Source organism: Streptomyces sp. bgisy027, from assembly GCF_057710365.1.
The window spans coordinates 15,804-28,659 of the sequence record NZ_JBYIVZ010000069.1; the positions used below are offsets into that span (position 1 = coordinate 15,804).

The following is a 12,856-nucleotide window of genomic DNA, read 5'->3' on the forward strand; positions in this document are numbered from 1 at the left end:
TCACGTCGGCGGTCGTCGCCCGGTTCGGACGCCGAGACTCGGCCTGATGGCTGTCTTCGGCTAATTGCCTGGTCGTGGTGGGTGGATTATTGTCCGCTTTCGGGTGGTGCGGAGCGCTTGCCTCTGGCCTCTCCCGCTCGCCCGGAGGTGCTCGGCACACCCTGTCTGGGGCCTTCATCCTGGTTTTCGGCGGCGCACCACTTCCCGTCGTCCCGATGGGAGGGTAGTCTCCTGGGTTGCGGACAGCTGTCCGGTTGAGGGTGCTCGTGAGGCGTGCCCAGGTGGCGTTCATCGGCCCCTGCGACGTCCCCGCCCTTGCGCCGAGAGTTAGTCGTTCGTACTCTAACTACGCACCACTGCTTTTTATCTGTCCATGTGGGAGGCCACGTGTCTGACGGTCGTTCGTTGTCCGGGCTGAAGGTGGTCGAGCTCGGGCACCTGATTGCAGGTCCCGTCTGCGGTCGGATGTTCGCCGACCACGGCGCGGACGTGATCAAGGTCGAGCCTCCGGGTGGCGATCCGATGCGGCGCTGGGGCCGGCTCTACAACGGAGTGGGACTGCACTGGTCCTATGTCGGAAGGGGCAAGAGCTCCGTCGTCATCGATCTGTCCACGCCAGAGGGGCAGGAGAGGCTGAAGCGAGTCCTCAGTGACGCGGACGTCGTCATCGAGAACTTCCGGCCGGGCACCCTGGAGAAGTGGGGGCTGGGCTGGGACGTGCTCCATGAGCTGAACCCCGCCCTGATCCTCATCCGCATCTCGGGGTTCGGGCAGACCGGCCCCTATGCGCACCGGCCGGGCTTCGGCCTGATCGGTGAGGCGATGAGCGGCTTCCGGTACCTGACCGCCGAACCAGGCCGGCCCCCCGTGCGGGTGGGCATCTCGATCGCCGACACGATGGCCGGCATCTACGGATTCGTCGGGGCGCAGCTCGCCCTGCGGGTGCGGGACCGGACGGGCACGGGGCAGATGATCGACGTCGCGCTCTACGAAGCCATGTGGAGCCTGATGGAGTCGATCGCGGCGGACTACGAGCTGATGGGCGTGGTCCGGGAACCGCAGGGGGCCATCCTGCCGGGTATCGCGCCGTCGAACGTCTATCAGACATCCGACGGTGTGTGGCTGGCCGTCGGGGCCAATCAGGACACGGTCTTCGAGCGGTTCGCCCGCGCGGCCGGTCACGAGGAGTGGCTCCGGCCCGGGTCCTACGCCACCCACGACGAGCGGGCTCTTCGGCAAGGGGAGCTCGACGAGGAAGTCGCCGAATGGGCGAAGTCACTCGATTCGGAAAAGGCGCTTTCGCTTCTCGACGAGGCAGGGGTTCCGGCAAGCCGTATCTACAACGCCGCCGATATCCACAGCGACGAACATTTTCGGTCCCGAGAAATGATTCTGCGCATCGCCGACCCGTCTCTTGGCGGCGAGCAGGTGCCTATGCCGGGCATCGTTCCCAAACTCTCCGCCACGCCGGGAGCAGTGGAACGCGGCGCACCGAAACTCGGTGAGCACAACCATCTGCTCGACTGAGGAAAACCGAAGAAACACACCAGTGAATCAACGAAACGCAATGGAGCGTGAGCCGTGACCACAGAGATCAGCAAGGCATTCCTCGACCACGGAATCCGGTTCGACATCCCGAAGAACTCGGTCGGCATCACGGGCGTAGACCACGTCGGAATGGCGGTCCATGACCCGCTGAAGTCGGGGAAGTTCGTTGAGCAGGTCCTCGGCGGGACCGAGGTCTACCGGGCAGGCTGGGACGCCGAGGACATCAAGCTCGGGCGCCCGCAGCACATCTTCTACCACGTCGGAACGACGCTGCTGGAGATCGCCAAGCCGAAGGACGACAAGTCCTACCCCGACACCACCACGCTGGAACCCCAGCCGCACTTTGCGTTCGGCACGACCGCAGCGGGCCTGCTCAAGTTCGCCGACCACCTCAAGGCCCAGGGCGTCCCGTTCGACGGCCCGCGCAGCCACCGAGGCATGTCTGCGTGCTCTGTCTACTTCCGTGACCTCGACGGCAACAACCTCGAGGTCACGACGTGGGAGGAGGTTCCCGAGGACAAGGTCACGCCCATGGGCGGCCCGTTCGGGTTCCCGGTGTGGCCGGAGCTCCTCCACAACTGGACCCCGCGCGACTAGGAGCCGGACATGTCTGAGCCGGTTGTCTCGATCCGCGAGGTCGCGCCCCGCGACGGGCTACAGCTCGAGCGGCCCCTCGACCGCAGCGAGAAGGCGCGGGTGCTGGAGTCCCTCGTCGCCACCGGGGCCAAGCGCATCGAGGCCACCGCGTTCGTCTCGCCCCGCGCGGTCCCGAGCATGGCCGACGCGGAGTACGTCGCCGAACTCGTGACCCAGTGGCCCGGGATCGAATGGTCGGCGCTGGTGGCCTCCGTCGGTGGTGCGGAACGGGCGATCAGGGCCGGGTTCCGCACGATCGAGTACGTCGTCTCGGTGGCGGACGGGCATAGCCAGGCCAATGTACGCCGCTCCACCGCCGAGTCACTGGACCTGGTCGGCCGGATCACGGAACTCGTCCACGAGGCCGAAGGCCGCTGCGAGGTCATCCTCGCCACGGCATGGGACTGCCCGTTCGACGGCACGACCAGCATCGACCGCACCGTCAAACTGGCCGCCGAGGCGGTGGCCGCCGGCGCCGATGTCATCGGCCTTGGGGACACGGTCGGGACGGTCGTTCCCGGGCGGGTCACCCGCACGATCGACGCGGTACGCGATGCCGTCCCCGGCACACCGCTGGCGGTCCACATGCACAACACCCGAGGGACGGGCCTGGCCAGTGCCTGGGCAGCGGTCCAGGCGGGCGTGACCATGATCGACGCGTCGGCCGGCGGTTTCGGCGGCTGCCCCTTCGCACCGGGGGCGACCGGAAACATCGCGACGGAAGAACTGGTCTACCTCCTCGAAGACAGCGGTATCTCGACGGGCCTCGATCTCGACGCCGTCATGCGGGCGGCGCGCGAGCTCGAAACCGTGCTCGGGCACCCCGGCGAGAGCCAACTGCTGCGCGCAGGCGGCAGGCTGCGGACGCGGCCACCGATCCCTCCGAGCTGACGAAACCCCTCCCAGCTCGGCTCACCATCGGTGGCCGCCATGGCCGGAGTCGGCCCGCTCGCACTCGCCCCCCCCGGAGCGGCGGGCCGACTCCATTCCTCACCTTCGACGCTCGGCCCCGTAGGAGAAGCTATGAGGCAGCACAGACACTTTGATCACGTAGTCGTGGGCGGCGGCGCCGCCGGCAGTGTGGTGGCGGCGCGTCTCAGCGAGCGCGACGGATCTCGCGTCCTTCTCCTTGAGGCCGGCCCCCTCGACACGACTCCCGCGAGCGACCTGATTCCACCCCTGGGCGTGTTCCAGCTACAGCGCGGTGAGTTCGACTGGTGCGACGAGACCGTTCCCCAACAGGAACTCCAAGGACGGAAGGTTCCGATCTCAGCAGGCCGCGTCCTGGGCGGCGGCGGAGCGATCAACTTTCTGTCCTGGTGCCGCGGTGCCCGCGAGGACTACGACGGCTGGGCGGAACGCGGAATGAAGGGCTGGGGGTGGGACGACCTCCTGCCCAGCTTCCGCCGTAGCGAGGACAGCGAACTCGGTGAGTCCGAACTGCATGCTCAGGGCGGCCCCATCGCGGTGACCACGCCCCGCGACATCAATCCGCTGTCCCTGGCCTTCGTCACGGCGTGCGTGGAGTTCGGGCTCGACCTCAACCGGGACTTCAACAGCGGCACCCTCCACGGGGCGGGCCTCACCTACAGCAACATCCGCAACGGCGAGCGAAGCAGCACACGCGGCTACCTCGTACCGGCCATGGACCGTGACGATCTCACCGTCCAGGTCGGAGCGGCGGTCCAGCGCGTCCTGCTGAACCGGCAACGTGTCGTCGGTGTGCAGTACCTGGACCGCTCCGGTCGGCGCACGACCGTGTCGACCGAGTCGGTGGTGCTGTGCGCGGGGGCCCTGCGCTCCCCGCAGATCCTCATGCTGTCCGGCATCGGACCGGCACAGCACCTGACCGACCTCGGCATCGAGGTGGCCGTGGACAGCCAAGGGGTCGGCGCCAACCTCCACGACCATCCGACGGTGCCGGTCACCTGGCCGGTCGTGCGGGGCCGTACCTGGAACGACGCCCAGACCGAGGAGAACATCACCGCCTACGCCGAGCGGAGACGCGGACCGCTGGCGGTCCTGACGGAGGTGGCGGCCTACCTGCGCTGCGGGCAGGCCTCCAGCGCGCCGGACATCCAAGTGCTGCCCGCGGCGGTCGACTTCTCCGGCGGCGGCGAGCGCTCCCTCACCTGCATGGTCAGCCTGCTGAGCCCGGCCAGCCGGGGGCGGATACGCCTGCGGTCCGACGAGCCGACGGCAAGCCCTCTGATCGATCCCCGGTATCTGACCGATCCGTCCGACCGGCGGACTCTGGTGGAGGGGATCCGCCAGGTCATGGAGATCGCCACCGCGCCCGCGTTCCGCGTCTACGCCGGCGAACAGCCTCGCAACATCTCACCGGCGGCCGACTTCGACGCGGTGCTCGACTTCGTACGCCGAACGATGGTGTCCATCAACCACCCGGTCGGCACCTGCCGGGCGGGGACGGACAACGTCTCGGTCGTCGACCCCGAACTGCGGGTGCACGGCGTCGACGGACTGCGTGTCATCGACGCCTCCGTGATGCCCCACATCACGCGAGCGCCGACTCATGCGGCGGCGGTCGTGATCGGCGAGCGAGGCAGCGAACTCATGACGGCCCATCAAGCCTGACCAGCCGCCACAACCGCCTGCCGTACCGCCGCACCTGACGCCCCACCACGCCTGGCGGGCCACACCGGCGTGTCATCGCGCACCACCCCACTCAGCACATCGACACCCCTTCACAGAGAGAAGGCCACCGCAATGCAGAACCAGACCCCCGCGAACAACAGTGCCGCAGCAGGTAACCGTCCCGGGCCCGACTCCTCCCTGACCGCGGACGACGTGCTGCGGGCGGCCGAGGACCTGGTGCCCCTGCTCCGCGAACGGGCCGCCAGGACCGACGAGTCGCGACGGATCGAGGACGACACCCACCGGCGGCTGGAGGAGGCCGGCTTCCTCCACATCCTCAAGCCCAAGAAATACGAGGGCCTGGAGCTCACCGATCACGAGCACGCGATGGTGACCCTGACCCTGGCCCGCGGCTGTGCCTCCACCGCCTGGGTCTTCTCGGTCCTGAGCGCCGGCAACATCGCCCTCCTCGCCTTCCCGGAGGAAGTACAGGACGAGGTCTGGGGACCGGATCCGTACGCGACGCTCACCGGAAACATCAACCTGAACCCCAAGGCCAAGGTGGAGCGGGTGTCGGGCGGATACCGGCTGAGCGGCCAGTGGGGGTTCTGCAGCGGTTCGGACTTCTCGAAGTGGTTGATGTTCAACGCGCCCGCCGGTGAGAACGGCGAAGGCCACATGTTCCTCGTGGACCAGAAGGAAGCCGTCACGATCGACGACTGGTTCCCGACCGGCATGCGGGGCACCGGCAGCCGGTCGATGGCGGTCGAGGACGTGTTCGTCCCCGACCGCCGGATCATGCCGATGCGCCAGATCGGCCCGCTGTTGGAGGAGCGGCGGGCGCTGCACCCCACCTTCGACTCGCTGTGGTCGTCCTTCCCCGCCGCCTGCCGGTTCCCGTTCGCGGCGGTCGCCGTCGGCGCCGCGCTCGGTGCGGCCGACCACTTCGCCGAGACCGCCGCGTCGGCCACCCGGGTCGCCAGCGCGGTGGGAGGGGTCACCAAGCTCGCCGACCAGGAGTACGTCGCGACCGAGTTCGCGGAGGCCGCCGGAGAGCTGGAGATGGCGAGGATGCTGGTCGACCAGCGCAGCGCCGAGGCTTCGCGGCGGGCCGCCGCCCACCAGCCCACGACGCTCCCCGAGTTGACGCGTGAGACGCGCGACAACGCGCTCGTCACCCGCATCGCGCTCCGCAACGTCCAGCGCATCGCCTCCCTGGTCGGCGCCAAGGGCGGCAACCCGGCGCACCCGGTCTCCCTCGCGAAGCGGGACGTCGAGATGGCCTCCCACCACGTGACCCTCAACTGGCGGCGGGCCGCCATCGACTACATGGCCGCCACGGCGCAGGGCTGAGCGGCCTCGCCCGGCACACCCCTCACGAACAGCGAAATCGAAGGTAGCGACATGAACGCTTACTCCCCCCGCAGCGATGACCTGAGCGCCCACGGAGTGGCAGTGGCCGAACCGATTCCCGTACTTCCCGCGGACGTCTTCAAGATGGCGTTCCGCCTGTACCCGGGAGGGGTGTCGCTCATCACGGCCGACGCCGGCACGGGCCCCGTGGCACTGACCGCGACGTCGGTGTCACCGGTCAGCGCCGAGCCGCCGCTCGTCATGTTCTCCCTGTCGGCCCTGTCCTCCAGCACACCCACCATCCGGAACGCGGACACCGTCGTCATCCACCTCCTCAACGCCAGCACCCTCGAACTGGCACAGCTGGGCGCCACGAGCGGCATCGACCGGTTCGCCGACACGAGCCGCTGGCAACGGCTCGCGACCGGCGAACCCGTCTTCACCGAGGCGCCGGTGTGGATCCGCGCCCGCGTCCACAACCGCATGGAAGCCGGCGGTTCGACGGTGATCGTGGCCGAGGCCATCGAATCCAGCGTGCGGTCGGAGTCGTTCGACGCGCTGGCCTCCAGCGACGGACTCGTCTACGTAAACCGGGCGTGGCACCGCATCGGCACGCACTCCCAGATCGACTGAACGCGGCGCTCAGTCGGAGGAGTTCGAGGAGTTCGGAGGAGTCGGGTATGCGCAAGCCACCTCGTCGAATCAGGAACAAGCTGGAGTCTGGCGGCCGGGCCTTCGGCATCAGGCTCCAGTTGCCGAGCCCGGACATCGCGGAGATCGCCGGGTACGCGGGCGCCGACTTCGTCTGGCTCGACGCCGAGCACGGCACGATGGACCTCCGGGACATCGGCGAGATCGTCCGCGCCTCCGACGCCTGCGGCACCGACGCGCTCGTCCGCGTACCGGACCACTCGGCGAGCTTCATCCAGCGAGTCCTGGACACCGGCGCCGCCGGCATCATCGCGCCCCATGTCCGTACCGTCGCGGAGGCGACCGCGATCACCCGGGCCATCCGGTTCGGACCGGCCGGTACGCGGGGAGCGTGCGCCTCCACCCGCGCGTTCGGGCACCACAGCCCCGACTGGCCGGCCGACCGCCGAGCGGCCGACGCGGACGTCTTCGCGTTCGGGGTCGTCGAGGACACCGAGGGCATGGACAACGTCGAGGCCATCGCCCGCGAATCAGGCCTGGACGGCCTGCTGTTCGGCGCGTTCGACCTCGCCCAGGACGCGGGATTCGACGGCGACGTGACCCATCCCGACATCGAGAACATGCACCAGCGGTTCCTCGCCGCCGTGCGGGCGGCCGGCGTGGAGTACCTCGCTGTCCCCGGCTGGGGATCCGGTGGCATCACCGCGCTCGCGGACCACGCCCGGCTGTTCAGCCTGTCCGGGGACCGGGCCGTGCTGGCGACCGCGTTCCGCACCGCGCTTACCGAGGCTTCGTCATCTTTGGACCGGTCGTGTCCACCGGCTTCTGTCCCGTAGCGAGAGAGAGCAGCGCATGACATCGACAACCAGCGTGATCACGTTGAACGTCAACGGTGAGAAGCACACCGTGCCCGTCGACCATCGCACGACCCTGCTCGACGCGCTGCGGGAGCGGCTGGACCTGACCGGGACCAAGAAGGGGTGCGACCAGGGCCAGTGCGGGGCGTGCACCGTCCTGCTCGACGGGCGACGAGCCGTCTCCTGCCTGCAACTCGCCATGGCGGCCGAGGACCGTGAGATCACCACGATCGAGGGCCTCGCCGAAGACAACCAACTGCATCCGGTGCAGCAGGCGTTCCTCGATCTGGACGGCTACCAGTGCGGCTACTGCACTCCCGGGCAGATCTGCTCGGCGGTCGCGGTGCTCGCCGAGCACGCGGCCGGCTGGCCGAGCGCGGTGACTAGTGACGTGCGGCCGGAGGCCGGACAGCCGACGCTGACGGCGGAGGAGATACGGGAGCGGATGAGCGGCAACCTGTGCCGCTGCGGCGCGTACGTGTCGATCGTCGAGGCTGTTGCACGCGCGGCCGAGGCCCCGATCAAGGCATCTGCCGTGGCCGCCCGGGACGGGGAGACGAGACGATGAAGGAATTCCGGTACCAGCGCTCGGGAGATGTCCCGGGCGCCGTCGCGCTGCTCGCCGCCGACCCGCAGGCTCGCTTCCTGGGCGGCGGCACCAACCTCGTCGACCTCATGAAGTGCGGTGTCGAACGGCCCTCCCGGCTCGTCGACATCCGCCGGCTGCCCCTCGACCGGATCGAGCCGACCCGCGAAGGCGGGCTACGCCTCGGTGCGACCGTGGCCAACAGTGACCTGGCCGCTCATGAGGAGGTCCGCCGACGCTACCCGGCACTGGCCCAAGCGCTGTTGGCGGGCGCCTCCGGGCAACTGCGCAACATGGCGACGGTCGGTGGGAACCTGCTCCAGCGCACGAGGTGTCCCTACTTCGCGGACCTGGCCAAGCCGTGCAACAAGCGGGTTCCGGGCAGCGGGTGCCCCGCCGTCGCCGGGGAACATCACAACCACGCGATCCTGGGCGCCTCGGACCACTGTGTCGCCACGCATCCCTCGGACATGGCCGTCGCGTTGACTGCTTTCGACGCGATCGTCGAGTACGAGACGGCCGAAGGACCGGGCGCTTCGCCGCTCGCCGACTTCTATCTCCCGGTCGGCGACAGCCCGCACCGGGAGACGGCCCTGCCACCGGGGGCGCTGATCACCGGCGTCGTCCTGCCGCCGGTCCCGGTCGCCGCGCGCTCCCGCTACCACAAGGTGCGCGAACGCGCCTCGTAAGCCTTCGCGATCGGCTCGATCGCAGCCGCGCTGGACGTCCAGGACGGCATCGTCCACGACGTGCGCCTGGCCTTCGGAGCGGTGGCGTCACGGCCGTGGCGTGCCCGCGCCGCCGAGCGGCTGCTGACGGGCGCCCCGGCGGACGCCGAGTCCTTCGCCGCGGCGGCCGACGCCGAACTCGCCGCGGCGAGGCCGCTGGCCGACAACGCGTACAAGGTGACGCTGATGCGCAACCTCGTGGTGTCCGAGCTCACCACCTTGGCCCAGGAGGCAACCCGATGACGGTCACCGCCGGCAGAGAAGCCACCCGCTCTGTAGGTACGTCGCGGGTCCGCGTCGAGGGCCGGGAAAAGGTCACCGGAGAGGCCCGCTACGCGGCCGAGGTCCTCTTGCCAGACCTCGCCCACGGCTGGCTGGTGCTGTCCACCGTTGCTCGCGGCCGCATCCGTTCGGTGGAGAGCGCTCCGGTCCTGGACATGCCGGGTGTGCTGGAGATCCTGCATCACGGCAACGCCCTGCCGATCGAGGCCGATTTCGTCATCCCGCTCCTGGGCACCCCTCCGGATCCCCTCATCGCCCTGTTCCAGCAGGACCGTGTCCCCTGCGCGGGCTGGCCGGTGGCGCTGGTCGTTGCCGAGACCTCCGAACAGGCCAGGGAAGCCGCCGAGGCGCTGGTGGTGCACTACGAGACCGAGCCTCATGACGTCCGACTCGCCGGCGGGCGCCCGGATGCGGTGCCGTTGGACAGCCTGAACGGGCCGGGGGTGGTGGAGAAGGGGGACCTGGAAGCCGAACTCGCGGCATCGGACTTCGTCGTGGACGCGGAGTACACCACCCCCCAGGAACACCACAACCCGATGGAGCCGCACGCGGCCGTGGCCCGCTGGCACGACGGCATGCTCGAAGTCGTCGACGCCAACCAGGGCAGCGGCTACATCGCGCAACTCCTCGCGCAGCTGTTCTCGCTCGACCCGGCCGTCGTGCGCGTACGCGCCGAGCACGTCGGCGGTGGCTTCGGCTCCAAGGGGCAGATCGGTGTGCACCAGGTGGCGGCCGTGATGGCCGCGACCGTTCTGCGCCGCCCGGTCCGCGTGGTTCTCACGCGCCGTCAGATGTTCCCGCTCACGGGCTACCGCAGTGCCACCGCCCAGCGCGTCCGGCTCGGCGCGGACTCCGACGGGCGGCTGCGCGCACTGAGCCACCGGTCAGTGTCCATGACATCGACGACCTACGACTTCGTCGAGGCCAGTACCACCGTGGCTCGGGTGATGTACGACGCGGCGGCTCACCACACGTCCAACGAGATCGTGCGGCTCGATGTGCCGACCCCGACCTTCATGCGCTCACCGGGCGAGACCCCCGGGGCGTTCGCGCTGGAGTCCGCGCTCGACGAACTCGCGGAGAAGTGCGGGATCGATCCGATCGAGCTGCGCGTCCGCAACGAGCCCGACCGAGGGCCCGTGTCGGGGCTGCCCTTCAGCAGCCGCAACGTCGTGGCCTGCTTCCGTGAAGGGGCACGCCGGTTCGGGTGGAGCGACCGCGACCCGCGTCCCGGCATACGCCGCGACGGGCGCTGGCTCATAGGCACGGGCACCGCGGCGGCGACCCACCTCGTGATGTCCGTGCCGTCCACGGCCGCCGTGACCGCGGAAGCGGACGGGACCTTCACCGTCCGGATCGGCGCGTCGGACATCGGCACCGGCGCGCGGACCGCGCTCACGATGGTCGCCGCCGACGCCCTCGGCGTGGTGCCGGACCGCGTCCGGATGCACCTCGGGGACAGCGCCCTCCCGCAGGCGGTCATCGCCCTCGGTTCCACGGGGACGCGGTCTTGGGGCTGGGCGATCAGGACCGCGATCGATGAGCTACGGGCCATGCTCACTCCTGGCTCGACCATCCCGCCCGAGGGAATCACGGCCCGGTCGGACACCACCGCGGCCGTCGTCGGACTCATGCAGAACGCGCCGAAGGAACGGCACACCTACGGAGCCCACTTCGCCGAGGTCGCGGTGGACACCACCACCGGCGAGGTACGGGTGCGGCGCATGCTCGGTGTGTTCGCCGCCGGCCAGATCGTGAACCCGCTGACGGCCCGGTCCCAGCTCGTCGGCGGCATGATCTGGGGCGTCTCCATGGCCCTGCACGAAGAGGCGGTCCTCGACGAGGCCACGGGCTCTGTCGTCGGAGCGGACTTCGCGAACTATCACATCGCCGCGCACGCCGACGTGCCGTCGATCGAGGCGGCATGGGTGGACGACCCGGACCCGGACGACCCGGTCGGGCTCAAGGGGATCGGCGAACTCGGGAACGTGGGACCGGCCGCGGCGATCGCCAACGCCGTCTGGCACGCGACCGGCGTACGCCACCGTCACCTGCCCATCCGCCCCGACCGCGTGCTGTCCGCGCAGGGCGACGCTGTCCGAGGAAAGGCGACACGATGAACATCTCTCAGCGGTCTCCCAGCGAGGTGACGCCCAACGCGTCCGCCGAGTACGACTCCGACGTCGTGGTCGTCGGCGGTGGAATCGCGGGTCTCGCGGCAGCATTCCGGCTTCGTCAGCAGGGCTGGAGCGTGATCGTTCTCGAAGCGGCGCAGTCGGTCGGCGGGAGGATGTCCAGCGTCGAGCGCGACGGATTCGTGCTCAACCGCGGGGCGACGATCCTGCCGGCGTCCTTCACCAACATCATCCAGCTGAGCGAGGACTCCGGCCTCGGGAAACCGTTCAAGCCACTGGCCGTGACCGTCGGTATGCCGCGTGACGGTCGCATGCGACCTCTCGTTCGCCGAGGTGGTCTCGGTGGAGTCCTCGACCTGCTGGGCACGGACCTGCTTTCGTTCCGCAGCAAAATGCTGATGCCTCGCCTCGCCGTGGACGTGCTGCGTTGGCGCCGCCGACTGGAAGGCGACAAGAGCTATCAGGCGGCGGCACGACTCGACAACGAGACCGTTGCCTCGTACGCGTTGCGCAGGCTCAACCAGGAGATTCTCGACTACGTACTGGACCCCTTCCTCCGCGCGCTCTATCTGGGGGAGACAGCCGACATGTCGGTCGTGGATCTCTTTCTCTCCCTGAGCAAGCTCGGCGGGGGGCCGCTGCGATATCCGAGCGGCATCGACTTCCTGCCCAAACGGCTGGCGTCCTTCGTCGACGTGCGTACCGGAGCCGGCGCCACGGAAGTCCGGCATGTCGACGGCGGCGTCCGCACCGTATGGCAGGACGGCGAGGGCGAGCACACGCTCACCACGCGGGGCGCCGTTCTCGCCATGAACGGACAGGACCTGTTGCCGGTCTACCGCGACCTGTCCGACCGGCAGCGCGAACTGATCCAGTCGGTCCGCCACAAGAGCGTGCTCAAGGGAATCTTCGCTCTGCGGCGCCTGCCCGCGGACGTGCCGACCCTCATTCCCGTTCCTCGGGCAGCCGGCCTCGGCCTGGCCATCACCGTGGTCGACTCCCACTCGATGCCCGACTCGGTTCCGCCCGGCAAGGCCGTGATCTCCGGCCACTGGGTCAGTGAACACAGCAAGGAAGTACTGGAACGTACCGACGGTGATTTGCTTCCCGAAATGATCCGGGAGATGGAGCAGGTCATACCCGGACTCTCCGCCGAATTGGAGTTCGCTCACATCGTCCGGTGGAGTTTCGCGACAAATTCGCGATACCGAGGGTTCTACGACACGGTGGCGAACATCCGCCGCACCCTGGCCTCGGACGATGTGATCCAGCTCGCGGGCGAATACCTCGCGCTCTCCGGGACGGCCAATTCCGTCGAGAACGGCGAACGTGCGGCAGCCAGTCTCGGTGAACGCCTGAGTGCACTGCACGGATCACCAGCGAAACGTTCCTATTCGTGAATCAACCCGCGGGGTGCCCGGAGTGCTGTGGCGGGTGGCGCAAAGTGGCACTATGGCCACAGGGGATATGTCGTATCGGCCCTGC

The 12,856-nt window shown here is 69.1% G+C and carries 10 protein-coding genes and 1 pseudogene; all 11 read left to right on the forward strand.

What is annotated here, in order from left to right; translation table 11 throughout:
• Window positions 1-405 precede the first annotated feature (405 nt).
• Window positions 406-1,527 (forward strand): CaiB/BaiF CoA transferase family protein, encoded by a 1,122-nt coding sequence (locus tag AC3ETA_RS42490; protein ID WP_432198263.1) that lies wholly within the window; start codon window positions 406-408, stop codon window positions 1,525-1,527.
• Window positions 1,528-1,581: 54 nt separating this feature from the next.
• Window positions 1,582-2,145 carry a VOC family protein gene (locus AC3ETA_RS42495; RefSeq protein ID WP_432198264.1) on the forward strand — a complete coding sequence of 188 codons (564 nt, stop codon included), beginning with the start codon at window positions 1,582-1,584 and terminating at the stop codon, window positions 2,143-2,145.
• Window positions 2,146-2,154: 9 nt separating this feature from the next.
• Window positions 2,155-3,075: a hydroxymethylglutaryl-CoA lyase gene (locus AC3ETA_RS42500; protein WP_432198265.1), complete on the forward strand. Its 921-nt coding sequence runs from the start codon at window positions 2,155-2,157 to the stop codon at window positions 3,073-3,075.
• 132 nt (window positions 3,076-3,207) lie between these two features.
• The gene (locus tag AC3ETA_RS42505) at window positions 3,208-4,779 is read left to right on the forward strand and encodes a GMC family oxidoreductase (RefSeq protein WP_432198266.1); all 1,572 of its coding nucleotides are present in this window, start codon (window positions 3,208-3,210) and stop codon (window positions 4,777-4,779) included.
• Window positions 4,780-4,911: 132 nt separating this feature from the next.
• Window positions 4,912-6,132 (forward strand): acyl-CoA dehydrogenase family protein, encoded by a 1,221-nt coding sequence (locus tag AC3ETA_RS42510; protein WP_432198267.1) that lies wholly within the window; start codon window positions 4,912-4,914, stop codon window positions 6,130-6,132.
• A gap of 51 nt (window positions 6,133-6,183) precedes the next feature.
• The gene (locus AC3ETA_RS42515; protein WP_432198268.1) at window positions 6,184-6,765 is read left to right on the forward strand and encodes a flavin reductase family protein; all 582 of its coding nucleotides are present in this window, start codon (window positions 6,184-6,186) and stop codon (window positions 6,763-6,765) included.
• 47 nt (window positions 6,766-6,812) lie between these two features.
• Window positions 6,813-7,619, forward strand: a complete 807-nt coding sequence (locus AC3ETA_RS42520) for an HpcH/HpaI aldolase family protein (protein WP_432198269.1) — start codon at window positions 6,813-6,815, stop codon at window positions 7,617-7,619.
• Window positions 7,620-7,635: 16 nt separating this feature from the next.
• A complete protein-coding gene (locus tag AC3ETA_RS42525) occupies window positions 7,636-8,208 on the forward strand; it encodes a (2Fe-2S)-binding protein (RefSeq protein WP_432198270.1) in 573 nt (190 codons plus the stop codon).
• Window positions 8,205-9,197: pseudogene (locus AC3ETA_RS42530) on the forward strand (FAD binding domain-containing protein). Before AC3ETA_RS42525 ends, AC3ETA_RS42530 begins: the two are co-directional and overlap by 4 nt.
• A complete protein-coding gene (locus tag AC3ETA_RS42535) occupies window positions 9,194-11,356 on the forward strand; it encodes a xanthine dehydrogenase family protein molybdopterin-binding subunit (protein ID WP_432198271.1) in 2,163 nt (720 codons plus the stop codon). Before AC3ETA_RS42530 ends, AC3ETA_RS42535 begins: the two are co-directional and overlap by 4 nt.
• Window positions 11,357-11,382: 26 nt before the next feature.
• Window positions 11,383-12,771, forward strand: coding sequence for a protoporphyrinogen/coproporphyrinogen oxidase (locus tag AC3ETA_RS42540; RefSeq protein ID WP_432198272.1), 1,389 nt, complete (start codon window positions 11,383-11,385; stop codon window positions 12,769-12,771).
• Window positions 12,772-12,856: the final 85 nt, after the last annotated feature.